A 23,410-nucleotide genomic window follows, 5' to 3' on the forward strand; every position below is an offset into this window, starting at 1 on the left:
GAGCCGTTCCACCGCTTCGGAATGGTCCGGGAATCCGCCGGGCCAAGACGCAACTCCCGCCGAAGCTGAATCCAGCTCACCCTTGCCGTCCATGGAACCCAGTCAATCAGGCACCTGTGACAATAATGCCCGTGGTGCCGTTTCCGCCGTTGGGGTCAATCGCGCGTTTGTTCAGCACTGTCGTTACACTTTCGATGTTGCCGGACATTAATGGGGTATGAGCTTGCAAGCAGTCCGGACGGTTCCCGGGAATTTGGAACGCGAGAAGCGTTTCCTGGCCGCGCACGCGGCCAGCCATGACCGCATTTACCGCTATTTTCGACGACGAACGGACGGCGCCAGCACCGCGGAGGATCTCTGTTCTGAGGTTTTCAGGATCGCGTGGGAAAAGCTGGCCACTGACGGCGACCTGTCCGTCATGGTCCTGTTTGGCGTGGCCAAGAATGTCCTTCGAAACCACGAGCGTTCCGCCGTCCGGTCCGCGAATCTCATCGGCGCTCTCCGGTCCGCGCGGGGCGACGAAGCCCCCAACCATGATTCGCCCGTCCGGGAAGCATTGGAGCGACTCAGTCCGGACGAACGTGAGGTCCTGCTCCTGACCTACTGGGACGGCTTCACTTCCAAGGAGATTTCCGACCTGCTCAACACGAGTGCAACGGCGGTCAGGATGCGCCTTCACCGGGCACGCAAGGCATTGAGCCACCTTATTCGCGCACAGCCACAGGCAGAGGGTGCAGACCTATGAACACGAATACAACCACTGACCAGATTCGTCGCCGGCTGGCAGCCGTTGATCCGGCGGCAGAAATCACCGACGACGAACTGACCCGGAGCCGCGATCGATCCCTGGCGGCCATGCAGTCCCTCGCAGAGGCGGCTCAGGACAACGGCCGTGCGACCGTTTCAAACAAACTGGCCCCACACCTTGCGCCCACAGAACTTTCCGCCCGGCGTCCGCGCCGCACACGCATGTGGCTGACGTCGGCCGCCGCCGCTGCTGTGGTCGCAGCACTGATAGCGGGAGATGTCATCGGCCTTGCCGGCTGGCGCGGCGGAGCCACCGCCCAGGCTGCGGAAGTGCTCAACAACGCTGCGGAGACGACCATCAAAACGACTGACCCGGTGGTGAACCCGGGCCAGTATCTGAGGATCAAAAGCACCAATGTCTGGGCTTCATACTCCACGGAGCAAGACGGATCCCAGTACCGGTGGCTGGATACGGAAAAATCGGACATGTACATTCCCGCTGACCGCTCCGCTGAATGGGTGTGGCACCGATCGGGACGCGTACCCACGACCTTCTTCGACGCCACGTCCAAGGACTACGTTCTCAAGCAGAACATACGGCCCTACCCGGAGGTGTTGCGTGCGCGCAACGGAGCCTTCTACGGAAGCTCGGGCTGGTGGGACGCCACGGATCTGTCCAAGCTGCCCCGCGACCCCTACCGGCTGCTGAACAGCATTTACAAACAAACCGTGGGGAAGGGCCAGTCCGTCGACGGGGAAGCGCTCGTGTTCATCGCGGACCTCCTGAGGACCGGCGTCGTCCCTGCCGACCTGCGGGCCGCGCTCTACAAGGCCGCGGCCATGATCCCCGGGGTGACAGTCACCGAAGGCCAGGCCAACCTGGATGGCCGCACCGGTGTGGCCATTGGTCGCCTCGAGGAGGGCCCGGCCAGAACACGTCAGGAGCTCATCATCGACCCCGGGACCGGGCTGCTGATCGGAGAGCGATCTGTGCTTACCCAGGCCCAGGAGGGCATTCCGGCGGGAACAGCAACGACCTGGACTGCCATCGAAACGTCCGTCAGCAACACGGCACGGTAGAAGTTGTCCGAGCCGAGCTTCGGGCCCCGCGCGGCCACGGTGCACAAGGTGGCCCCAATTGGCCCGGAAACAACTCCCGGGGGTAGCGTCGGGGCATGACTCCCGGACGCCCCGTACCGCCGCCCCTTGCCAAACCGCTTCCTGAGCTCACCGTGGACACGCCGGATACCGCCGGCGGACCCCGCCGTGCCGCCGCCTACGGCGCGACAGCCGGCGACAGCGGCCTGGTTCCCCTGACAGTTGCGCGCCGCGAGCCGAAAGAGGACGACGTCGAGATCGAGATCGAATTCTGCGGGCTCTGCCACTCGGACGTCCACGCCACGCGCGGCGAATGGGGCAACCAGAACTACCCGCTGGTCCCGGGCCACGAGATCGTCGGCCGCGTCAGCCGGGTCGGTTCCGCCGTCGACGATTTCACCCCCGGCGAGCGGGCGGGCGTCGGCTGCCTGGTGGATTCCTGCCGGGAATGTGACAGCTGCCTCGACGGCCTGGAGCAGTACTGCGAAAACGGCATGACCGGGACCTATGGCTCGAAGGACCGCCGCAACGGCGACGCCATCACCCAGGGCGGCTACGCCACCTCGATCGTCGTGGACCGCCGCTATGTCCTGCACGTCCCGGACGGCCTCGACCCCGCCGCGGCCGCACCGTTGCTGTGCGCCGGCATCACCACGTACTCTCCCTTGCGCCATTTCGACGTCGAGGAGGGGGACGTCGTCGGCGTTGTCGGCCTGGGCGGGCTGGGGCACATGGCCGTGAAGCTGGCCAAGGCCATGGGCGCCGAGGTGAAGGTCTTCACCACGTCAGAGTCCAAGGTAGCCGCGGCCCGGGAGCTCGGCGCGGACGAGGTCATCCTGTCCGGCGACGCGGCCCAGATGGACGCCGCCAACCGCAGCATCGACGTCATCATCGACACTGTCGCGGCACCGCACGACCTCAACCCGTACTTCCGGACCCTGCGCGTCGACGGTGCCCTGTTCCAGCTCGGGCTCCCCTCGGAGGACATGCCGCCGGTAAACCCGGGCGCGCTGATCCGGCGCCGGATCGCCTACGCCGGGTCCCTGATCGGCGGCATTGCCGAGACCCAGGAGATGCTGGACTTCTGCGCCGAGCACGGCGTCACCTCCGACGTCGAGGTGGTCAAGGCCGGGCAGCTCAACGAGGCCTACGACCGCATGGTGGCCGGAGATGTGAAGTACCGTTTTGTCCTGGACACCAGTACCCTCGGAACACCCTCGGAAAGGGCAGACGTATGAGCACTCTCTTCACCCGGATCATCGACGGCGAGATCCCCGGCCGCTTCGTCTGGCGCGAGGACGACGTCGTGGCGTTCCTGACGGTGGGCCCGCTCGCCGACGGCCACACCCTGGTGGTGCCCACCGAGGAAGTGGACCGCTGGACGGATGCTTCCCCTGAGGTGCTGGCACGCGTGATGTACGTGGCCCAGAAGATCGGCGCCGTGCAGATCGACGTGTTCGGGGCGGCGCGGGCCGGACTCATTGTGGCCGGCTACGAAATCAACCACCTGCACGTCCACGTGTGGCCGTCCAACACGATGGCGGACTTCGACTTCGGCTCGGCGAACCAGAACCCGGACCCGGCGCGGCTGGACGCCAACGCGGAGAAGCTGCGCCAAGGGCTCCGGAAAGCCGGGCACGCCGCCCACGTCCCGGACGCCTAGAAGACCGCTACGCCGGCGCCAGCGCCTTGTTCAGCACCGCGCGGATCCGCTTCTCGGACACCGAATAGGCGGTGCCGAGCTCGACGGCGAAGAGGCTCACCCGGAGCTCCTCGATCATCCAGCGGACCTGGGTTAACTCAGCGCCGGCCCGCCGGCCCGGGAGCAGGGCCGACACAGCGTCGTCGTAGTCGTCCTCGATGGCCTGGACCGCGGCCATGTGCTGGGCGTCCCGCTGGACGTTGGTCGGGAGTTTCTCGAGGCGCTTCTCGATCGCTGCGAGGTAGCGCGGCAGCTGGCTGAGCTGGCTGTAGCCGGTGCGTGCCACAAAACCGGGGAACACCAGTTGCTCCAGCTGGCTCTTGATGTCGTTGAGGGCGCTGATCAGGGCCAGGCTGGTGGTTCCCTTGAGCGCCTTCTCGATCCGGCGGGTGCTGGCCAGGATGCGCTCCACGACGGCGGTGACGGTGAAGACCGTGTCGATTAGTTCCGCGCGGACCTTCTCGTACAGCGCGCTGAAGGACGCCTCGTCCCACGGCAGCTCTGCGGGGGTGAGCTTGTCGATTGCGGCGAGGGCGCAGTCCGCAATCAATGCCGTGACAGAGCCGTGCGGGTTCTGGCTGAACGTCAGCTTCTCGGTATTGTTCAGGTGCTCCAAGACGTAGCGGTCCGGCGGCGGCACCCTGAGGGCGAGCAGGCGGATGACTCCGCCGCGCATGGCCGGTTCCTGTTCCGAGCTGGTCTGGAAGAGCCGCAGGGCCACGGAGGATACCTCATCCACCAGCGCAGGGTAGCCGGTGACAGTATGTCCCTTCACCGTGCCCTGGACCTGGCGCTGCAGTGTCCCGAAGGTCCACGAGGTCAACCCCGCCTGTTCGGCGAAACCGGTCGAGGCGGCCGACGCCGCGGAGGCTGCGGTTCCTGCTGCCGTGCCGGGCGCCTGAACCGCGGCCTTGCCGTTGGCCTGGGCTTTCGACCTGCCGTTTGAGGCGGGCGCCGTCGTCGCGGGCGTGGCGCCCAGCGATTCGGCGATGGCCCGGCGCGTGGCCGGCGCCAGCCGGTCCTGCAGCGCAGTGAGGTCCTTGCCCTCGTCGAGGACCTTCCCTTGGGAGTCCACGACGCGGAAGCTGACCCGCAGGTGCGGCGGAACAGCGTCCCAGTTCCAGGAATTCGGCGGGATGACCTGGCCGCGGATCCGGCGCAGGACGAGCTCGAGGGAGGCCTCCAGCTCGTCGGCGGCCGGATCGAAGTCGGCTTCGAGGGCCGCGACGGCCTGCCGGGCTACGTCCGGCGCCGGCACAAAGTTCTTGCGGACCTGCTTGGGCAGCGACTTGATCAGGGCAGTGACCAGTTCCACCCGCTGGCCCGGAATCAGCCAGCGGAAGGCGGCGTCGTCGAGCTGGTTCAGGAACAGCACGGGCACCTCGGCGGTGACGCCGTCGGACGGGTTGGGCGGCGAGCCGGGGGCCACGGGGTGGAACTCGTAGCTCAGCGGCAGCTCGAAGCCCTTGTGCAGCAGGGATTTCGGGTAGGCAGAGTCATCGAGGGCATCGGCGTCTTCGCTGATCAGCAACGCCTGGTCGAAATCGAGCAGTGCGGGGTCCTGCTGCCGGGCGTCTTTCCACCACTTGTCGAAGTGCCGCTCTGACACGACGTCCCTGCCGACCCGGGCGTCATAGAACTCGAAGAGCGTCTCGTCGTCCACCAGGATGTCCCGGCGCCGCATCCGTGCCTCCAGCTCCTCGACCTCGTGGAGCAGGGCCCGGTTGCGGTGGAAGAACTTGTGGTGGGTCTGCCAGTCGCCCTCGACCAGGGCGTGCCGGATGAACAGCTCCCGGCAGAGTTCCGAGTCCACCTTGCCGTAGTTGATCCGGCGGCTCGGAATGATGGGCACCCCGTACAGCGTGACCTTCTCATGGGCCATCACTGAGCCCATCTTCTTCGACCAGTGCGGTTCGCTGTAGCTGCGCTTGACCAGGTCCGGGGCCACCTGCTCCACCCAGAGCGGATCGAACTTCGCGGCCACCCGTGCCCACAGCCGGCTCGTCTCCACGAGTTCGGCGGCCATCACGAAGGTGGGGGACTTCTTGAACAGGGCCGATCCCGGGAAGATCGCGAAGCGGCTGCCGCGGGCGCCGGCGTACTCGCGCTTGCGCTCGTCGAGGATGCCCACGTGGCTGAGCAGGCCGGAGAGCAGGCTGATGTGGATGCCTTCATGGTTGCCCACCGGATCGGCCGGGCGCTTGTTGTCCAGGCTGATCCCGAGCGGGCGGGCCAGCTGGCGCAGCTGCGCGAACAGGTCCTGCCACTCGCGGACGCGCAGGTAGTTGATGAACTCGGCGCGGCAGAGCCGGCGGAACGCCGTGGAGGAGAGCTCCTGCTGCTTCTCCTGGAGGTAGTTCCAGAGGTTCAGGAAGCCGGTGAAGTCCGAGTTCTCGTCCCGGAAGCGTGCGTGTTTCTCCGCGGCGAGCTGCTGCTTGTCGGTCGGGCGTTCGCGCGGGTCCTGGATGGTCAGCGCCGCCGCCAGGATCATGACCTCGCGGACGCAGCCGCGCTTGCCGGACTCGACGATCATCCGGCCGAGCCTCGGGTCGACGGGCAGCTGGGCAAGCTGCTGCCCGACGGCGGTCAGCCCGCCGCCGTTTCTGCCTCCGTTCCGGCCGGCAGCCGGGCGTCGGCCGGAGCGGCTGTCGCCGTCGCCCGTCTCGTCCTGCGGGCGCGCCGCGCTGAGGGCGCCGAGTTCGCGGAGCAGGGTGACGCCGTCGTTGATGGCGCGGGAGTCCGGGGGCTCCACAAACGGGAAGTTCTCCACGTCCTTCGGCCCGCGCGCCACGCCCATGGCGGTCATCTGCAGGATGACCGCGGCAAGGTTGGTGCGCAGTATCTCCGGATCAGTGAACAGCGGCCGGGACTCGAAGTCCCCTTCCGCGTAGAGCCGGATCGCGATGCCGTCGGAGACACGGCCGCAGCGGCCGGAACGCTGGTTGGCCGACGCCTGCGAGACGCGCTCGATCGGCAGGCGCTGGACCTTGGTGCGGTGCGAGTAGCGGGAGATGCGCGCGGTGCCGGTGTCGATGACGTACTTGATGCCGGGAACCGTCAGGGATGTCTCGGCGACGTTGGTGGCGAGCACGATCCGGCGTTTGCTGCCCGGGTGGAAGACCTTGTGCTGTTCCTGCAGGCTCAGCCGGGCGAAAAGGGGGAGCACCTCGGTGCCGGCCAGTTTCCGGTTGGACTGGATCCTGCCGTTGAGGGCCTCGGCGGCGTCGCGGATTTCGCGCTCGCCGGAGAAGAAGATCAGGATGTCGCCGGGAGCCTCCAGCGCGAGTTCGTCGACGGCGTCGCACACTGCGTCCAGCGGGTCGCGGTCCTCTTCGAGTTCGTCGTCGGAGGCGGCAACTGCATCCTCGCCGGTACCGCCGGCGCCGCCGGCCGGCTGGGACAGCGGCCGGTAGCGGATCTCGACGGGATAGGTGCGGCCGGAGACCTCGATGATCGGCGAGGGCTCTTCTTCGCTGCCGAAGTGCTTGGCGAAGCGCTGCGGATCGATGGTGGCCGAGGTGATGATGATCTTCAGGTCGGGCCGCTGCGGCAGGATCCGCTTGAGGTACCCGAGGATGAAGTCGATGTTGAGGCTGCGCTCATGCGCCTCGTCAATGATGATGGCGTTGTACTTGCGCAGCAGCTTGTCGCGCTGGATTTCGGCCAGCAGGATGCCGTCGGTCATGAGCTTGACCTTGGTGTTGCGGCTGACCTCCCCGGTAAACCGGACCTGGAAGCCCACTTCCTGGCCGATCTCGACGCCGAGTTCCTCCGCGATGCGCTCGGCGACCGTGCGGGCAGCCAGACGGCGAGGCTGCGTGTGGCCGATCAGCCCGTTCTCGCCGAGGCCAAGCTCCAGGCACATCTTGGGAATCTGGGTCGTCTTACCGGAACCGGTCTCGCCGGCGATGATGGTCACCTGATTGGCCGCGATGGCGGCCATCAGGTCCTCGCGGCGCTCGGAGACCGGCAGCTCGGCGGGGTAGGAGATATGCAATGTCATGGCTGCACACAGTCTACTGGGAAGTGTCCCCGCGGGTTGCGGCTCCGTTGCGGGTTCCGGGACAGGTTCCAGGACAGAAAGGTGCCCGGTCCCTCTCGGGGCCGGGCCGGTTGTGGCTTTACTTCGATTGGGGGCGGTGCGATCCGGGTTCTGGACCGGATTAGAAGATCCGGAAGGTGTAGTTGCTGCTGGGAAGGTCGAGGGCGGACCAGTAGTCTTCCGAGCGGACCGGCGGGTTGTGGCCCAGCCCGTCCTTCCGAAGAGCGGCGATCGTGGCGGCGACGCCGATGACGATGAGGACGATGACTGCGATTCCGATGAATTCCATACCTCCATGGTTCTCCGGTGGCACAGACAACAGAAGTGGCAGAAATGCCCAAAAAGCTATAATTTCTGCCACTGTTCTGGCAGAATGGAGGCATGATCAAATCAGTGGCAATGATCGTGGTCCCCAACTTCTCGATCTTCGAGTTCGCGACCGCGTTCGAAGTGTTCGGCATCGACCGCTCGGCGCGCGGGAGCAGCGTCCCCGCGTTTGATTTCCGCGTCTGCACGCCCGTGCCGGGCGATGTTCCGATGAAGTCCGGGCCGTCCATGCATGTGGGGCTCGGGCTGGAGGCAGCCGCGGACGCGGACCTGGTCATCATGACCCCCTTCGGCCACGACCGGGACGTCCCCGAATCCGTCCTGGATGCCCTGCGCGCAGCCCATGCGCGCGGCGCGTGGGTCATGTCCATCTGTTCCGGGGCGTTCGCGCTCGCCCGGGCCGGCCTGCTGGACGGCCGCCGCTGCACCACGCACTGGCACTACTCCCAGGAGCTCGCCAGCCGGTACCCCGCTGCCCTCGTGGACGAGAACGTCCTGTACGTCGAGGACAGCCGGATCATCACCAGCGCCGGCACAGCCGCCGGCATCGACGCCTGCCTGCATCTGGTCCGGGTGGAATTCGGCGCGAATGTGGCGGCGGCCATTGCCCGTGACATGGTGGTTCCGCCGCACCGCGACGGCGGCCAGGCCCAGTTCATCGACCGGCCGATCCCGCGCTGCGGTTCCGAGCCCATGGAGGAACTCCTGCAGTGGATGGTGCGGCATCTGGAGGAGGACCATTCGGTCAACGAACTCGCCGCGCGGGTCCACATGTCGCCGCGGACGTTCGCCAGGCGCTTCCGTTCTGAAACGGGAGCGACTCCGGCCGCCTGGCTTAATTCACAGCGTGTGCTGCGGGCCCAGGAACTGCTCGAGACCACGGACCTCAATATCGACGAAATCGCCCGCGAATCCGGCTTTGGCCACTCCGTGCTGCTGCGGCACCACTTCGCCAAGGTGCTGGACACAAGCCCGCAGTCCTACCGCCGCACCTTCCGCGGACATCTGGCCGCCGCTGTCTAGGGAGCCAGACCGTCCGACGGCGGCGGCTCAGCCGCCGCCTTGGTCGTCTCCACGAGGTCCCGCCATGGTCCGGTGACGGCCTGCTCGGGCAGGGTGGCACGGCGCTGTCCGGCCCGGATGCTGTACAGGAACCGGTCCGGCTGGCCATCGGCCGCACCCCGGCCCGACGCGGCGACGGCGTCCCACGGGCAGGCCTCAATCAGCGGCTGCCAGAGGTCTGTATCCTCCGGTGGCGTGGGCTGCACGGTCCACGTCCGCTTCATGCCGGCAATGCCGCCGCTGCGCTGGACAGTGATCTTCATGAGACGGTGATCTTCATGAGTCGCGGATCTTCATGGGGCTCGGATCGTCATGAGCCTGGTTACCGCCGGGCTCCCGGGAACTTTACCTTCACAGTTTCCCACGCGGAGCGCACGGCGTCATGCTCTGGGGAATCCGCCCCAAAAAGCTCCTTGGCGGACGCTGCAGTGGCCTTGGCGAACGCGCCGAACGTTGCGTTCGGGGCCAGCGAGCCGCCGGTCAGCGTGTCGTACCAGATCCGGCCCGGCGCGTCCCATGCGTTGCCGCCGAGGCTGGTGGCCACCAGGCAAAAAGCCCGGTTGGGGATGCCGGAATTGATGTGGACGCCGCCGTTGTCAGCGCTCGTGTGGACATAGCCGTCCATCGAGTCCGGCTGCGGATCCTTGCCGAGCACGTCGTCGTCGTACGCAGATCCCGGGGCCTTCATGGAACGCAGCGCCTTCCCCTGGACCTGGTCCGTGAACAGGCCCTCGCCGATCAGCCAGCTGGCCTCCGCCGTCGACTGCCGCCGGACGTGCTGCTCAACGAGCGCCCCAAACACGTCCGACATCGATTCGTTCAGCGCGCCGGCCTGGTTGCGGTAGACCAGCCCTGCCGAGTACTGGGTGACGCCGTGGGCGAGCTCGTGGCCGATCACGCTCAAGGACTTCGTGAACCGCTGGAACACCTGGCCGTCGCCGTCGCCGAAGACCATTTGCCGGCCGTCCCAGAACGCGTTGTCATACAGGCGCCCGTAGTGCACTGTGGCCTCGAGGTGCAGGCCGTTGCCGTCGATCGAATTCCGGCCGAAGGCCTCGGCATAGAGGCGGTGGGTGTACCCCAGCCCGTCGTAGGCCTCGTCGGCGGCAGGATCACCGGTGGGAGGTTCCCCTTCCTTCCGGACCACGCTGCCGGGAAGCTGCTCGGCGGACTTGGCGTCGTAGATCGTCCGTTCCGGCGGGGACGGCTGGGGTTCCCGCATGCCGGGGTGGCTGCCGGGCCCTGGAACAGCCCGCGATGCCTGGACGCTGGGGAGGTGCTGCAGGGCTTCCTTCGCCGCACGCGCGGTTGCCGAGAACTCCGGATCGCGCTGGGCTGCCAGGCGGCGGAGCAGGTACGGAGGGATGATGGAGCAGTTCATGTGAGACCCCTTTGTGCTTCGGCGGGATCCCGTGATCGTGCGGCAGCCGGCACCCAGTCCAGCCACCCGGCCGCCGGAACCCCGCTGCCGATGCAGACAGCCTACGAGTGACCACCGACAATTGGCAGGGGCCGCGCCCGCTTTCCGGCCAGAGCGCTCAAACGTATAGCGCGGCCAACTAAGGGACGGTCCACGACCAGGTCCGCGGCGGCCGGCGTCAGCCGGGCCGGGACCACTCACTGATCCCACCCCGGCCCTATCGCCGGTGGAGGGGCGTCCTCGGACGGCAATCCCCGTCACACCATAAACAACGACCAGGGCGGAACGCCACGGCGTGCAAATCGTCGCACAGCCCGGATGGTGTCAAGGTAGTCCTCGGTACGGACAACGTCCGGGGACCCGTCAGGATGAGCGAAATAGAGGTCAGGAATTCGACCCGGTCCATTGTCAGTTGAGTGGATGATGCTGCGGCAGGCTTCCAGCAGTCGCTTTCGATTCATCCCTTTCTGAAATTCATCGGCCCGTTGACGGAACCATGCTGCGGACGTATCTTTTCCAAGCTCATCCAGGTAAACAGACAGCTTTGACAGCAGCAGCACACCCTCATTTACTCGCATGTCCAACCCATTTCCCCCAGAAGTTCTATTTTTCCGAAGCAAGCTTCTCACGGGGCTTGTTCACGCGGTTAGGGCGTGATTGCGTCGCCATCGGGGTTTTCTTTGGTCCCTGACGCTGGAACCACCCTTGGGTGGATGACCGTGCCACCATCGCATTGGACCGGCTCATTGGCGCGGAGGGACTCAACGATAATTTGGCGGCATACATGCACTGAGCCGTCTTTGGTGACGTTCAGGGTATAGCGACCGGGGAGACTCCCGTCGTTCCCGTGCCATGACCCGTCGTAAATGCTCACATCATCCACGGAGTAGCCCGACATGAGGGACAGCACTTCGGCATCCCGCTCTCCACGATCATCCACCCTGCTGCTCAAGCCAATACCGAGCACAGAAGAGACCAGAAGAACCCCCACGATTACGGCGATCTTGCCCCGCACGGACTTCGCGACAGGAAACTTGCTGACACCCTCGTCAAGTTCAGCCTCATTGTCTTGCAGATCGCGCACGTCAGTCCCTTCCCGCCTCATCCGCTACGCCAATTCAGCGGGCTTCGCGGCCGGCTGTTGGGTCCTGGGTGCTCCTTCGCAGACACCGGAAACCCCGACCCTGTTCCTCTACGACGCAGGGCGTGTGGCCAGAATGGCCTTGGATGCGAAGACAACACCGGCAAGAAGGAGAACGACGGCGGACCCGATCAGGTACCAAACGCCGTCGGAAGTCAGTGCGGTGTAGACGCCGATGAGAGAGAAAATAACTGCCCCCAGCGACCAAATGAGCGTTGCCCTTCTGGTGATATTCATGCGCCCAGCCTAGGCCAAGGAGCAGAACGGGCGTCCGCTGGCGCGGCCGGCCGGGACCCGTGCGGCCCGGCGCAGGGCTCCGGACCGCCATGGTGGGGACACCCGAACGGCTCCGCCAACATCCATTGTTAGCATCATTGAGATTCCTTCGTCCTGCACTGCGTACTATTCGCCGGTTCCCGCCCGGACGTAAAATCATCCATGGAAAAGTTACGGTATTCGGTGACCGTCAACGCCCCCGTGCAGGCCGTGTGGACCACCATGCTGGACGATGCCACGTACCGGGAGCGGACCAGTGTGTTCAACAGTGAGTCCTCCTACGAGGGGAACTGGGACCAGGGCAGCGAAATCCGGTTCCTCGGGCCCGACGGCGACGGCTCGGTGGCGGGGATGATCGCTACGGTCGAGGAGAACAGGCCGAACGAACTGATCTCCCTGCGCTACATCGGGCAGGTCGTCAACGGCGAGGACGACACCACCAGCGAGGCAGCGAAGGCGTTTATGGGCGCCCATGAAAAATACGCCTTCAGCGAGTCAGGGGGCGCCACAACGGTGGACGTGGAGCTCGACAGCGAAGAGGAATTCGTCGCCATGTTCGACGACGCGTGGCCGCTGGCGCTGGCGGAGCTCAAGGCCATCGTGGAATCCCGGACCTGAGCCGGCCGGCCTCTCCTGCCCGGCCTCAGGACCGGGGATCGAGGACGAATTGCTGCACCATGGTCCATAGATTCGTCGTGGTCCAGTAGATCAGGACGCCGATCGGGAAGATGATACCGCCCGCGCCGAAGACGAGCGGCAAGGCATAGAGCAACGCCTTTTGCTGCCGCATGACGGGGCCTGCCACGGTCTCCGCGGACATGTTCCGGGCCATGACGTGTTTCTGCGTGATGAACTGCGCCGCCGTCATGGTGAGGATCATTACGATCGAGAGGATCCACACGGCCACCACGTTGCCGCCCGGCGGGGTGCCGTGGAGCATGGACGCCGCCAGCGGGGCGCCGAAGATGCTCGACTCCCCGAACTGCACCACCTGCTCCGCGCTCATCGCCCCGATGCCCTGGCCTTTGGCAGCCGCCGTCGGGATGCCGGACAGCACGGTGAAGAGAGCAAAGAAGAATGGCACCTGGATCAGCAGGGGAAGGCAGGCCGAGAACGGGTTGGTGCCGTGCTTCTTGTACAGGGCCATCTGTTCCTGCGCCATGGCCTGCCGGGAGAGCGCGTCGGTCCTGCCGTTGTACTTTTCCTGCAGCTCCTTCAGGTCCGGCTGCAGCTGACGCATGCGACGTTGTGCCCTGATCTGCTTCAGGGCGACGGGAATCAGGGCGGTGCGGATAGCCAGCACCAGGCCGATGATGGACAGGGTCCAGGTCCAGCCGCTGGCCGCCGGCATGCCGACAATGCTCAGGCCGTCGTGGAGTCCAACCAAGATCGCCGAGACCAGCCATTGGAACGGAAACAGCAGCGCTGCACCGAAGTCCATCCGATGTCCCCGTTCGTAGGGCCGCGGCGCGGCCTGTGCACTTACACAGTGCCAGCCAACACGAAAGAACCCCCAGAATCCAGTGGATCCTAGGGGTTCTTGTTTGTGCCCTCGATTGGAATCGAACCAACGACCTTCTGCTCCGGAGGCAGACGCTCTATCCCCTGAGCTACGAGGGCAGTCAGGGTTCCTGCCGTGACCGGCGGGACGTCCTAGAGCTTAGCAGGAAGGGGGGCTTCAAGGGAAAATCGACGCGCTCAGTACCCGGAGAAGGAGTCCACATGGATCCGGCGGGCCCCGGCCCGGCGGGCGGCGGCGCGGAGGGAACGGACGCTCGCCGGAGAGCCGGACACATAGACCTCCCGGGCCGCGACGTCAGGAACCAGTTCTTTCAGCGAGGCGCCGTCGATCCGGGCAGCACCCGCATCCTGCATAAACGCCGGCGGTACCGATCCGTCGGAAAGCCGGGCGATGACCCGCGCACCGGTGCGTTCGAGTTCCTCGGCGTAGGCGAGTTCATCGGCATTCCTGGCCAGGTACAGCAGGACCACGTCCCGGTCCCCGGCGTTCCCGGACAGCTGTGCCAGATACGGCGTAATGCCGATGCCGGCGGCGATCAGCAGCACCGGCGCTCCGGGAGTCCGTGGCAGTACGAAGTCGCCGCCCACCGTGGTGGCCGTCAGCTCGTCGCCGGCTTCCAAAGCCAGGAGCGACTGCTTGGCCGTGGACAGCGGCGCGGCAGTTCCCACCCCGATCGTGAGCTCTGCCGCACCCGGGGGACTGGTCAGGCTGAACACCCGGCGGCGGCCTTTATGGTCGGCTTTCCCGTGAGGCAGGTTCAGTTCGATGTACTGTCCCGGGGTGAAGCGGAGCGGGCGCTCGGGCTGGAAGCTGAATTCCGTCGTCGTCGGCGTCAACGGGCGGGAGCCGCGGTAGCGGAGCAGGACGCGGCCGCGCTGGCCGGCGATGAAGGCGAGCGCGTTCCCCACGAGCAGCGCCAGTTCGGGGGAATTTGCCACGAAGCCCAGGTTGTAAGGGACGGCGAACAGCAGTCCGACGACGGCGGCCAGCGCCAGCTGCTGCCACCGGCGCGGCGGCAGGGTGAGCGGCTCGGTCAGCATGAAGCCGACGAAAAACAGCACCGGGCGCTGGGCTATGGGCTGCCACAGCGCCTCGCCCAGCGCCATGCCGGTGCGCAGCAATTCCACGGCAACAATGGACACCGCCACCACCGTGAAGACGGTCGCCATCAGCAGCTTCCGGACCCGGAACAGGACCAGCAGGACCCCGGGCAGCACGAGGCAGAGCATTGCGGGGGTGGCGGCCCACCACGTGGCGATATTGAGTCCCGTCAGCCCGGTGATGAACGCTCCGGCCGCCGCCGGATTGAAAATGTGGCGGCCGCGCCAGGCCAGGGCGTATTTGGACGCCGACGCGATCACACAGGCGAGGGCGACGCCGGCCAGGTCCAGGTACTGCAGCCCCGCCGAGAACTGCGTCGGCCAGAAGAGGAAATAGAGCAGCAGGCCGGTGATCAGTGACGATTCCGAGTGCGGGCGCACATGGAACAGGGCCGCAATGGCGCGGTTGGAGGCGTACGTCAGGCCGAGGCAGAGCACCAGGTGGGCAATCATCTCCGGAAGCCCGAACGTCAGCCAGCCGAGCACATTCAGCAGCAGGCTGTAGCCGGCCAGCACAGCAAGGACCCAGAGGACCAGCCGGTACATGGTGAACCGGCCCAGCGCCGTGTCCAGCCGCGAACTGATGGGAGTGGAGATGGTTGTGGTCATGAGAACAGCACTCCTTCAAAATCGGCCGAATACTCCGCGTGGCCGTCTGAGTAGACGGTCAGCCACGAACAGTCGAACTCTTCCCGCAACCGGGATCCGTCGACGAAGAACAGAGCCGTTGCCAGCGCGTCGGCCACCATGGCGCTCGCCGCCATCGCCCAGCTGGCGACGACGGTGCGCACGGGCACCCCGGTGGTGCCGTCCAGCACGTGGTGCAGCCCGTCGCCCCAGACGCGCCGGTTGGCGGCGGAGGCGCAGAGCGCACCGGCGCCGAGGCTGACGATGCCAACGGCCCGGGTCCGGTCGTAAGGATGCTCAAGGCCCACATCGACCGGCATCGGCCCGGCGTTGAGCAAGTCGCCGCTCGCGTCGATGAGGTGCTCTCCGACGCCGCCCTCGTGCAGGACACCGGACAACATGTCCGCCAGTTGTCCCTTTCCGGCCGCACCGACGTCGATCACCACCGGGGCGCGGGTGGTCAGCACGCTGCCCTGCCAGTCCAGCACCTCGTCCCAGGGCGGGGCGGGCAGGGGCGGGCCGCCCTGGCGCAGGGAGTATTTGGCGTCATAGCCGAGTTGTTCCAGGCTGCCGCCGATGAGCGGGGTCATGGCCCCGCTGGTAAGCCGGTACAGGGTTTCATAGAGGGCACCCAGGTCGCCCGCCCCGGCGGGCAGCTCATGGCGCCCCGGGTGCCGGGCCGCGGCGGAGATCAGCGAGTCCGGCCGGAAGCGGGACCAGACGGCGTCGTAGTCAGCCACGGTGTCCAGCAGCCGGCGGCAGAGCGCGCCGGAGAGCGGGGACGGTGTCGAGATCTCCCAACGGGTACCGATCCCGTCGAAGCTGAAGCCCGTCCAGCCCGGATGCGGCAATTTCCCTCCTGCTTGCTGATCGCCGGCTATGACTGGCTGCTAGGCCCCGGCCTCGGACTTGATCTTGTCCACAGCCTGGTTGAAGCCGCCGCTCGTCAGTGATGAACCTGCGACCTTTGAGACCTTGATCTCGTCGAGTTTCTTGCCGACGATCTGGGACTGGATGCCGCCGGAGAACTCGCCCTGGAACTTCCGGGTATTGGAGTTGGTCGGGTGCGGCGTGATTTTGACTCCGGTCACGGTGCCGCCAGCTAGCGTAAGTTCCACACCCACGGTCTCGTTGCCGTTCGGCGAGACGTAGTTGCCGTCCGCGCTGTAGGTCCCGTCCTTGTAGGTGCCGGCACCCGCGGCGGCTGACGGTGCGGCGCTGGTGGCCGGCGGGGTGGAAGCCTGCCCGGGAGCGCAGCCGGCTGCCGAGCCGGCCAGGGAAAGTCCGGCGATGCCGACGAAAACGCTTTTTCGGAGAGAGGTGTTCATGCAGCGGCTCATTTCTCTAGCGACGATCGGGTGGGGAGTGAAGGAACGCTGTGGCCCCCAAGGATGGCCCGCAGCGGATACTCCGATAACGACGTGTAAATCAGCGTAGTGGTTCACCCTGTGATCCTGCCGCCGTGAACTGTGGTTTTTCCGACGCTGCCCAGGCAGCGCGCCCGGAGGCGGGCCCCGTTGTCATGACGGGCGCCAAATTCCGCCACACTGCGGGCCACCGGTAGGCTGGAAGTGTGACCCCAGAAGAACTCTCCCTCGCCATATCCGCCTGCCTGAAGGACGCCGTCGCCGCCGGCGAAATCGGGCTTTCCGCATCCGACGTCCCGGATGAGGTGCGCGTTGAGCGTCCGAAGAACCGGGACCACGGCGACTGGGCCACCAACATCGCCCTTCAGCTGGCCAAAACCGCGGGGACCAACCCCCGGGAGTTCGCCTCCGTCCTGAGCGCCCGGCTAAAGACCATCGACGGTGTGTCCGCCGTCGACATCGCAGGACCGGGGTTCCTGAACATCACCGTCGACGCCGCCGCCGCCGGTGCCCTCGCCAAGGCCATCGTCGAGGCGGGGCGTGCTTACGGCACCAACACGGCGCTCGCGGGCCACACGGTCAACATGGAGTTCGTCTCCGCGAACCCMACCGGCCCGCTGCACATCGGCCACACGCGCTGGGCCGCCCTGGGCGACGCGATCGCCCGCGTCCTCCGGGCTTCCGGCGCGGACGTCACTGCGGAGTACTACATCAACGACGCCGGATCGCAGATGAACGTCTTCGCCCACTCCGTGCTCTCGCGGCTGCACGGCCGCGGCGTCCCGGAAGGCGGCTACCCCGGCGAGTACATCGCGGATCTTGGCCACGAGGTGCTGACCCGGCACCCGGACATCCGCGAACTGACCGACGTCGCCGCCCTGCCGGTGATCCGCGGCGCTGCGTACAAGGCGCAGCTGCACGACATCAAGAGCACCCTCGCCGGGTTCGGCGTCGAATTCGATGTCTACTTCTCCGAGCAGGAACTCCACGACGCCGGGGCGATCGAAGACGCCGTCGCGCGGCTCCGGGAACAGGGCCACGTTTACGACGACGGCGGTGCAGTCTGGCTGCGCACGACCGACTTCGGTGACGACAAGGACCGCGTAATGATCCGCGCGAACGGCGAGCCGACCTACTTCGCCGCCGATGCCGCCTATTACCTGTCCAAGAAGGACCGCGGCTACACCGAGAAGATCTACCTGCTCGGCGCCGACCACCACGGCTACATCAACCGGCTCAAGGCGATCGCGGCCGCTGCCGGCGACGACCCCGAGGTCAACATCGAGGTCCTGATCGGCCAGCTGGTATCCGTCAACGGCGCCAAGCTCTCGAAGCGGGCCGGCAACATCATCGAGCTCAAGGACCTCATCTCCTGGCTGGGCAAGGACGCGGTCCGCTACTCGCTGGCGCGCTTCCCCGCCGATTCGCCCCTGACCCTGGACCCGGAGCTGCTGAAGAAGCACAGCAACGAGAACCCCGTCTTCTATGTCCAGTACGCCCATGCCCGTTCCCGCGGCACCGCCCGCAATGCCGTTGCCGCCGGGGTGGAGCGCAGGGTGGACGGCGAAGACTGCTTCGTGGCCTCGCTCCTCGACCACGCGACGGAGAACGAGCTGCTCTCCTACCTGGGCAGCTACCCCTCGATTGTGGCCAAGGCTGCTGAACTGCGCGAGCCGCACCGGGTGGCCCGCCACCTCGAGGTCATCGCTGGTGCCTACCACCGCTGGTACGACGCCTGCCGCGTGGCCCCGCAGGGCGACGAGCCGATCACCGACCTGAACCGCACCCGGCTGTGGCTCAACGACGCCACGAGCCAGGTGCTGGCCAACGGACTGGAACTGCTGGGCGTCTCGGCGCCGGAACGGATGTAACCGCCATGACCACGAGCCCGTCCAACCCTGCCCCGTTGAACCAGGCCGGCGCAGCTTCCCCGCTCGCACCGGAGTGGCTGCAGGTCCCCGCCGACCTCAACGCCTTGCACGAGCCCCTGTGGGCCGGCGGCGTCGAACGCAACGACGCCGGCGAACTCGCCATTGACGGCATCTCCGTCAGCGAGCTCCAGCGCCAGTACGGCACGCCACTGTTTGTCCTGAGCGAGACCGACTTCCGCGCCCGGGCACGCGCCTTCTCCGACGCCTTCAATGACGCCTTCGCCGACATCTGCGGGGGAGTGGACGTCTACTACGCCGGCAAATCCTTCCTGTGCACCGCAGTGGTCCGCTGGGTCGAGGAAGAGGGCCTGCGGCTGGACACGGCCTCCGGCGGGGAACTCGCCGTCGCCGCCCGCGCCGGGATCCCCGGCGCCGACGTCGCGCTGCACGGCAACAACAAGTCCGACGGCGAGATCCACCGGGCGCTGGACCTGAAACTGGGCCGGATCGTGGTGGACAGCCTCGCCGAGCTCGAACGCGTCGCAGCGATCGCCGCCAACCGCGGCGAAACCGCCAAGGTCATGCTGCGGCTGACCCCGGGGGTCCACGCCCACACCCACGAGTTCATCGCCACGGCCCACGAGGACCAGAAGTTCGGCCTCTCCATGGCGGAGGACTCCACCGAGCAGGCCGGCCTGTCCGCGGCGGAGGAAGCCGTGGCGGCCGCGTCCGGCCACGCCAGCATCGAACTCCTGGGCCTGCACTGCCACATCGGCTCGCAGATCTTCGAACCGGACGGCTTCGCCCTCGCCGCGGAGAAACTGCTGGACTTCCTCGCCGCGATGCAGGCCAAGTACTCGATCGTGCTCCCCGAACTCGACCTCGGCGGCGGCTACGGCATCGCCTACACGCCGGTGGACACCCCGCGCCCGGCCGCCGAAATCGCCCAGGCGATGGCCGCCGTCGTCCGCTCCAAATGCGCTGAGCTGGGGATCTCCGCCCCGCGGATTTCGATCGAACCGGGCCGTGCGATCGTCGGCAGCACCACGTTCACGCTCTACGAAGTGGGCACGCTCAAGACCGTCCGGGTCGACGCCCCGGGCGAAAACGCGGAGAACGACGTTACGCACCCGCGCCGGTATGTGTCGGTCGACGGCGGAATGAGCGACAACCCGCGTCCGGTGCTGTACGACGCGGATTACTCGGCAATTCTGGCCTCACGGACGTCGGACGCGGCCCCGGAGTTGTCCCGCGTAGTGGGCAAACATTGCGAGAGCGGCGACATAGTTGTTAGAGATGTATATCTGCCCGAGGACGTGGCAGCCGGTGATCTGCTCGCTGTACCGGGTACCGGCGCCTACTGCTGGGCCCTGTCAAGCAACTACAACTATCTGGCCCGGCCGGGCGTAGTCGCTGTGCGCGACGGATCTGCCCGGCTCATTGTCCGCGGGGAAACCGAAGAAGATCTGCTCAACCGCGACATGGGAGTCTGAATGACCGAATTGCGAACCCTGAAAGTAGCCCTGCTGGGCTGTGGCAACGTCGGGGCCCAGGTTGCGCGGATTCTCCTCGACGACGCCGACATGCTGGCGTCGCGTGCCGGCGCCCGCCTGGAGCTGGCCGGCATCGCCGTCCGCAACATCGACGCCCCCCGCGAGGTCGATCTGCCGCGGGAGCTGTTCACCACCGACGCCGAGACCCTCGTCAAGGACGCCGACCTGGTGATCGAGCTGATGGGCGGCATCGAGCCCGCCCGCAGCCTGATCCTGGCCGCCATGCGGAACGGTGCGTGCGTGGTCACCGGCAACAAGGCGCTCGTTGCCAAGGACGGTCCCACCCTCCACGAGGAAGCGGACAAGGCCGGCGTGCAGCTGTCCTACGAAGCCGCCGTGGCCGGCGCGATCCCCATCCTGCGGCCCATCCGGGACAGCCTCTCCGGCGACCGGATCACCCGGGTGCTCGGCATCGTCAACGGCACCACCAACTTCATCCTGGACCAGATGGATTCCACCGGGGCCCAGTTCGCCGACGCCCTGGCCGAGGCGCAGCGCCTGGGCTACGCGGAGGCCGACCCCACCGCCGACGTCGAGGGCCACGACGCCGCGTCCAAGGCCGCGATCCTTGCCTCGCTGTCCTTCCACACCCGCTTCTCCCTGGACGATGTGTACTGCGAGGGCATCAGCTCCGTCACCGCCGCCGACATCGCCGCGGCGAAGGACGCCGGGTTCGTCATCAAGCTGCTGGCCATCGCCGAGAAGCTGGGGGCGGCCGCAGGCACGGAAACAGCCGACGGCAACACCGGCGTCTCCGTGCGCGTGCACCCGACGCTGCTGCCGCGGGAGCACCCGCTGGCTGCAGTCCACGGCGCCTTCAACGCCGTCTTCGTCGAGGCCGAAAACGCCGGCGAGCTGATGTTCTACGGCCAGGGTGCCGGCGGCAAGCCCACCGCCTCCGCCGTGATGGGCGACCTCATCTCCGCTGCCCGCAGCATCGTCCTCGGCGGCCCCGGCCGCGCTGAGACGACGACTGGCCAGGTCCTGGCGCTGCCCATTGCCTCCGCGGTTACCAGCTACTACATCGGCCTCGACGTCGCGGACCAGCCCGGTGTGCTGGCAAAAATCGCCCGTCTCTTCGCCGAGCACGGGGTCTCCATCGAAATCATGCGGCAGACCATCCACCGCGATGCTGATTCCAACATCGAATCAGCGGAACTCCGGATCGTGACCCACCGCGCAAGCGAGGCTGCACTGGCAGCCACCGTCGAGGCCGTCAAGGGCCTGGACGTCATCAATTCCGTTACATCCGTACTGCGGGTAGAAGGAGTCTAAGTGGCTCACCAATGGCGCGGCGTCATCCGCGAATACGCTGATCGTCTGCCTGTCACCGAGGAGACGACGGTCATCACCCTGGGGGAGGGCGGCACCCCGCTCGTCCACGCGCAGCAGCTCTCCGCGCTCACCGGCAGCGATGTCTACCTCAAGGTCGAGGGGATGAACCCGACCGGCTCCTTCAAGGACCGCGGCATGACCATGGCCATGACGGCCGCCGTCGCCGCCGGCGCCAAGGCCGTGGTGTGCGCCTCCACGGGCAACACCTCCGCGTCCGCCGCCGCGTACGCCACCGCCGCCGGGCTCAAATGCGTGGTGCTGGTGCCCGAAGGCAAGATCTCCATGGGCAAGCTCAGCCAGGCGATCGCGCACGGTGCAACCCTGCTGCAGGTCGACGGCAACTTCGACGACTGCCTCGACATCGCCCGCAAGCTGGGTGAGTCCTACCCGGTGTTCCTGGTCAACTCGGTCAACCCCGCCCGGATCGAGGGCCAAAAGACCGGCGCGTTCGAAGTGGTCGACTCGCTCGGTGACGCCCCGGACTTCCACGTGCTCCCGGTCGGCAACGCGGGAAACATCACCGCGTACTGGAAGGGCTACAAGGAATACTGTGCGCCCTTCGAATCCGTCACCGCCGGCACGCTCGCCGCAGTCTCAACCAAGACCCCCGTCATGTGGGGCTTCCAGGCCGCGGGTGCGGCACCGTTCGTCGCCGGCCACCCGATCACGGAACCCGACACGATCGCGACCGCCATCCGGATCGGAAACCCCGCGTCCTGGGAGACCGCCGTCGCCGCGCGCGACGAGTCCGGCGGCGTAATCGAGGCCGTGACCGACGAGGAAATCCTGTCCGCCCACCGCTGGCTGTCCGCCCGTGAAGGCGTCTTCGTCGAGCCGGGCTCCGCTGCCGGCGTCGCCGGGCTGATCAAGAAGCACGCCGCCGGCGAAGTGCCGGCCGGCAAGACAATCGTCATCACGGTCACGGGCCATGGCCTCAAGGATCCGCAGTGGGCGCTCCGCACCGAGGACGGCAGTGAAGTGCAGCCGGTCAAGGTCTCGAACGACGTGGTCACCGTGGCCACAGCCCTGGGCCTGGAAGAAAAGTAGCCGTGGAAACCACCCTCACCATCCCGGCCGAGTCCGCCGCCGACACCCCGGCGGTTCCGGCCGGGCAGCTCGTGACCGTCCGCGTGCCGGCCACGAGCGCGAACCTCGGACCCGGGTATGACAGCCTCGGCCTGGCGCTGACGCTGTTCGACACCCTGACGGTGGAAACCCTGGACAGCGGCGAGCTGGAGTTCGAACTCAGCGGGGAAGGCGCGGAATCCCTGCCCCGCGACGCCAGCCACCTGGTGGTCAGGGCCATCACCGAGGCCCTGCACCGCCTCGGCTTCCGGCACGAGGGCTTGAGGATCACCGCCGACAACATCAATCCCCACGGCCGGGGCCTTGGCTCCTCCGCCTGTGCCGTGGTCGCGGCCGTGACCGCTGCCAACGCCCTGGTTCCGGAGCCGTTCCGCCGGGACAAGGACTGGGTCCTCCAGCTCACCAGTGAGATGGAAGGCCACCCGGACAACGTCGCACCCGCGATTTTCGGCGGACTGGCGCTGTCATGGCAGGACAGTGACCAGTACAGCAGCACCTGCGCGGCCGTGGCCGCCACGGTCATCCCGGTGGTAGCCGTGCCGGACTTTGAACTGTCAACCGAAGCGGCGCGGGCCCTCCTTCCCGCCTCGGTTGGCCACCACGCTGCGGCCATGAATTCGGGGCGTGCGGCCCTGCTGATCCACGCGCTGACGCAGAAGCCGGAATTCCTGCTGGCCGGCACCGAGGACTACCTGCACCAGAGCTACCGCGCCGCGGCCATGCGGCCCAGCGCCGACCTGATCGCTGCCTTGCGGCGCGCAGGCTTCGCCGCCGTCGTCTCCGGGGCCGGTCCCACCGTGCTGGTCCTTGCCAACGGGGAGGCCCAGGCGGAGGCCGCCGTCGGGTTTATCGGCTCCTTCACGTCCGGCAACACGCCGGAGGTGGGCTGGCGTGTGATGAAGCTGGCTGTGGACGTTGAAGGTGCTAAAGTGGAAGTGCACCGGCGGTAATCACGCAGGCGGTATGTAAAATACCGTTCACAAGACCGCGATGTTGGCCTAGTTGCCTCTCTCATCTTTCACTGCGCAATATTTTCCGGTGCCACCTGCTTTCGGTCTGACGCAGGAATCCGCAGAAACTATCTCTGCCTCCCTGAAAAGTCAGCCCGCCGTTCCTCATTTTCGGAACGCGCCA

22 protein-coding genes and 1 tRNA gene are annotated in these 23,410 nt (G+C 66.8%); 11 read left to right on the forward strand and 12 right to left on the reverse strand.

The genetic code is table 11. From position 1 onward, the window contains the following. The first annotated feature begins 217 nt into the window (after nt 1-217). The 4 genes from AB4Y67_RS04725 (at nt 218) to AB4Y67_RS04740 (ending at nt 3,508) form a co-directional block, all read left to right on the forward strand. Nucleotides 218-745 (forward strand): RNA polymerase sigma factor, encoded by a 528-nt coding sequence (locus AB4Y67_RS04725; protein WP_441404625.1) that lies wholly within the window; start codon nt 218-220, stop codon nt 743-745. Beyond that, nucleotides 742-1,827, forward strand: a complete 1,086-nt coding sequence (locus AB4Y67_RS04730; protein ID WP_441404626.1) for a CU044_5270 family protein — start codon at nt 742-744, stop codon at nt 1,825-1,827. The genes AB4Y67_RS04725 and AB4Y67_RS04730 overlap by 4 nt, the downstream gene beginning before the upstream one ends. 95 nt (nt 1,828-1,922) lie before the next feature. After that, on the forward strand, nt 1,923-3,083 hold the full coding sequence (locus AB4Y67_RS04735; RefSeq protein ID WP_441404627.1) for an NAD(P)-dependent alcohol dehydrogenase: 1,161 nt from the start codon (nt 1,923-1,925) through the stop codon (nt 3,081-3,083). Continuing rightward, nucleotides 3,080-3,508 (forward strand): HIT family protein, encoded by a 429-nt coding sequence (locus tag AB4Y67_RS04740; RefSeq protein ID WP_441404628.1) that lies wholly within the window; start codon nt 3,080-3,082, stop codon nt 3,506-3,508. Before AB4Y67_RS04735 ends, AB4Y67_RS04740 begins: the two co-directional genes overlap by 4 nt. Nucleotides 3,509-3,515: 7 nt before the next feature. Here the strand turns inward: AB4Y67_RS04740 and hrpA are convergent, their stop codons facing one another. Further along, entirely contained in the window at nt 3,516-7,550 is a 4,035-nt protein-coding gene (gene hrpA / locus AB4Y67_RS04745) for an ATP-dependent RNA helicase HrpA (protein ID WP_441404629.1), read from the reverse strand. A 160-nt stretch (nt 7,551-7,710) separates the two neighbouring features. Then, nucleotides 7,711-7,878, reverse strand: coding sequence for a hypothetical protein (locus AB4Y67_RS04750; RefSeq protein WP_441404630.1), 168 nt, complete (start codon nt 7,876-7,878; stop codon nt 7,711-7,713). A 92-nt stretch (nt 7,879-7,970) separates the two neighbouring features. Here AB4Y67_RS04750 and AB4Y67_RS04755 point away from each other — a divergent pair, with 92 nt between their 5' ends. Next, nucleotides 7,971-8,939, forward strand: coding sequence for a GlxA family transcriptional regulator (locus AB4Y67_RS04755; RefSeq protein WP_441404631.1), 969 nt, complete (start codon nt 7,971-7,973; stop codon nt 8,937-8,939). Here the strand turns inward: AB4Y67_RS04755 and AB4Y67_RS04760 are convergent. The 5 genes from AB4Y67_RS04760 to AB4Y67_RS04780 form a co-directional block, all read right to left on the reverse strand. Next, complete coding sequence (locus AB4Y67_RS04760) at nt 8,936-9,241, reverse strand: protealysin inhibitor emfourin (protein ID WP_441404632.1); 306 nt, start codon at nt 9,239-9,241, stop codon at nt 8,936-8,938. The genes AB4Y67_RS04755 and AB4Y67_RS04760 overlap by 4 nt on opposite strands. A gap of 59 nt (nt 9,242-9,300) precedes the next feature. Beyond that, nucleotides 9,301-10,359, reverse strand: a complete 1,059-nt coding sequence (locus AB4Y67_RS04765; RefSeq protein WP_441404633.1) for a M4 family metallopeptidase — start codon at nt 10,357-10,359, stop codon at nt 9,301-9,303. A gap of 296 nt (nt 10,360-10,655) precedes the next feature. Further along, complete coding sequence (locus AB4Y67_RS04770; RefSeq protein ID WP_441404634.1) at nt 10,656-10,976, reverse strand: hypothetical protein; 321 nt, start codon at nt 10,974-10,976, stop codon at nt 10,656-10,658. Between the two features lie 68 nt (nt 10,977-11,044). After that, nucleotides 11,045-11,482, reverse strand: a complete 438-nt coding sequence (locus AB4Y67_RS04775) for a hypothetical protein (protein ID WP_441404635.1) — start codon at nt 11,480-11,482, stop codon at nt 11,045-11,047. A 108-nt stretch (nt 11,483-11,590) separates the two neighbouring features. Further along, nucleotides 11,591-11,776 carry a hypothetical protein gene (locus AB4Y67_RS04780; protein ID WP_441404636.1) on the reverse strand — a complete coding sequence of 62 codons (186 nt, stop codon included), beginning with the start codon at nt 11,774-11,776 and terminating at the stop codon, nt 11,591-11,593. Nucleotides 11,777-12,287: 511 nt separating this feature from the next. Here AB4Y67_RS04780 and AB4Y67_RS04785 point away from each other — a divergent pair. After that, complete coding sequence (locus AB4Y67_RS04785; RefSeq protein ID WP_441404637.1) at nt 12,288-12,503, forward strand: hypothetical protein; 216 nt, start codon at nt 12,288-12,290, stop codon at nt 12,501-12,503. Here the strand turns inward: AB4Y67_RS04785 and yidC are convergent. The 5 genes from yidC to AB4Y67_RS04810 form a co-directional block, all read right to left on the reverse strand. After that, on the reverse strand, nt 12,459-13,256 hold the full coding sequence (gene yidC / locus AB4Y67_RS04790) for a membrane protein insertase YidC (protein WP_441404638.1): 798 nt from the start codon (nt 13,254-13,256) through the stop codon (nt 12,459-12,461). The genes AB4Y67_RS04785 and yidC overlap by 45 nt on opposite strands. A gap of 106 nt (nt 13,257-13,362) precedes the next feature. Continuing rightward, nucleotides 13,363-13,435: transfer RNA gene (locus AB4Y67_RS04795), tRNA-Arg, on the reverse strand. A 78-nt stretch (nt 13,436-13,513) separates the two neighbouring features. Then, nucleotides 13,514-15,046, reverse strand: coding sequence for an FAD-dependent oxidoreductase (locus AB4Y67_RS04800; RefSeq protein ID WP_441404639.1), 1,533 nt, complete (start codon nt 15,044-15,046; stop codon nt 13,514-13,516). Beyond that, a complete protein-coding gene (locus AB4Y67_RS04805; protein ID WP_441404640.1) occupies nt 15,043-15,915 on the reverse strand; it encodes an FAD:protein FMN transferase in 873 nt (290 codons plus the stop codon). Before AB4Y67_RS04805 ends, AB4Y67_RS04800 begins: the two co-directional genes overlap by 4 nt. 39 nt (nt 15,916-15,954) lie before the next feature. Continuing rightward, nucleotides 15,955-16,392, reverse strand: a complete 438-nt coding sequence (locus tag AB4Y67_RS04810; protein WP_441404641.1) for an FMN-binding protein — start codon at nt 16,390-16,392, stop codon at nt 15,955-15,957. 245 nt (nt 16,393-16,637) lie between these two features. On the opposite strand from AB4Y67_RS04810, the gene argS reads away from it, so the two are divergent. Genes argS through thrB form a run of 5 tightly spaced genes read left to right on the forward strand, consistent with a single transcriptional unit; the run spans nt 16,638 to nt 23,226 of the window. Continuing rightward, nucleotides 16,638-18,302 carry an arginine--tRNA ligase gene (argS, locus tag AB4Y67_RS04815; protein WP_441404642.1) on the forward strand — a complete coding sequence of 555 codons (1,665 nt, stop codon included), beginning with the start codon at nt 16,638-16,640 and terminating at the stop codon, nt 18,300-18,302. A gap of 5 nt (nt 18,303-18,307) precedes the next feature. After that, a complete protein-coding gene (gene lysA, locus AB4Y67_RS04820; protein WP_441404643.1) occupies nt 18,308-19,795 on the forward strand; it encodes a diaminopimelate decarboxylase in 1,488 nt (495 codons plus the stop codon). Continuing rightward, nucleotides 19,796-21,130, forward strand: coding sequence for a homoserine dehydrogenase (locus tag AB4Y67_RS04825; protein WP_441404644.1), 1,335 nt, complete (start codon nt 19,796-19,798; stop codon nt 21,128-21,130). After that, nucleotides 21,131-22,237, forward strand: coding sequence for a threonine synthase (thrC, locus tag AB4Y67_RS04830; protein ID WP_441404645.1), 1,107 nt, complete (start codon nt 21,131-21,133; stop codon nt 22,235-22,237). Between the two features lie 2 nt (nt 22,238-22,239). Continuing rightward, a complete protein-coding gene (gene thrB, locus AB4Y67_RS04835; protein ID WP_441404646.1) occupies nt 22,240-23,226 on the forward strand; it encodes a homoserine kinase in 987 nt (328 codons plus the stop codon). Nucleotides 23,227-23,410 lie beyond the last annotated feature (184 nt).

Source organism: Arthrobacter sp. YAF17 (assembly GCF_052113365.1).
GTDB lineage: Bacteria > Actinomycetota > Actinomycetes > Actinomycetales > Micrococcaceae > Arthrobacter.

Coding starts and splice junctions, on each gene's coding strand:
- AB4Y67_RS04725 (WP_441404625.1), top strand. CDS start 218: ATGAGCTTGCAAGCAGTCCGGACGGTTCCCGGGAATTTGGAACGCGAG.
- AB4Y67_RS04730 (WP_441404626.1), top strand. CDS start 742: ATGAACACGAATACAACCACTGACCAGATTCGTCGCCGGCTGGCAGCC.
- AB4Y67_RS04735 (WP_441404627.1), top strand. CDS start 1,923: ATGACTCCCGGACGCCCCGTACCGCCGCCCCTTGCCAAACCGCTTCCT.
- AB4Y67_RS04740 (WP_441404628.1), top strand. CDS start 3,080: ATGAGCACTCTCTTCACCCGGATCATCGACGGCGAGATCCCCGGCCGC.
- hrpA (WP_441404629.1), bottom strand. CDS start 7,550: ATGACATTGCATATCTCCTACCCCGCCGAGCTGCCGGTCTCCGAGCGC.
- AB4Y67_RS04750 (WP_441404630.1), bottom strand. CDS start 7,878: ATGGAATTCATCGGAATCGCAGTCATCGTCCTCATCGTCATCGGCGTC.
- AB4Y67_RS04755 (WP_441404631.1), top strand. CDS start 7,971: ATGATCAAATCAGTGGCAATGATCGTGGTCCCCAACTTCTCGATCTTC.
- AB4Y67_RS04760 (WP_441404632.1), bottom strand. CDS start 9,241: ATGAAGATCACTGTCCAGCGCAGCGGCGGCATTGCCGGCATGAAGCGG.
- AB4Y67_RS04765 (WP_441404633.1), bottom strand. CDS start 10,359: ATGAACTGCTCCATCATCCCTCCGTACCTGCTCCGCCGCCTGGCAGCC.
- AB4Y67_RS04770 (WP_441404634.1), bottom strand. CDS start 10,976: ATGCGAGTAAATGAGGGTGTGCTGCTGCTGTCAAAGCTGTCTGTTTAC.
- AB4Y67_RS04780 (WP_441404636.1), bottom strand. CDS start 11,776: ATGAATATCACCAGAAGGGCAACGCTCATTTGGTCGCTGGGGGCAGTT.
- AB4Y67_RS04785 (WP_441404637.1), top strand. CDS start 12,288: ATGAAAAATACGCCTTCAGCGAGTCAGGGGGCGCCACAACGGTGGACG.
- yidC (WP_441404638.1), bottom strand. CDS start 13,256: ATGGACTTCGGTGCAGCGCTGCTGTTTCCGTTCCAATGGCTGGTCTCG.
- AB4Y67_RS04800 (WP_441404639.1), bottom strand. CDS start 15,046: ATGACCACAACCATCTCCACTCCCATCAGTTCGCGGCTGGACACGGCG.
- AB4Y67_RS04810 (WP_441404641.1), bottom strand. CDS start 16,392: ATGAACACCTCTCTCCGAAAAAGCGTTTTCGTCGGCATCGCCGGACTT.
- lysA (WP_441404643.1), top strand. CDS start 18,308: ATGACCACGAGCCCGTCCAACCCTGCCCCGTTGAACCAGGCCGGCGCA.
- AB4Y67_RS04825 (WP_441404644.1), top strand. CDS start 19,796: ATGACCGAATTGCGAACCCTGAAAGTAGCCCTGCTGGGCTGTGGCAAC.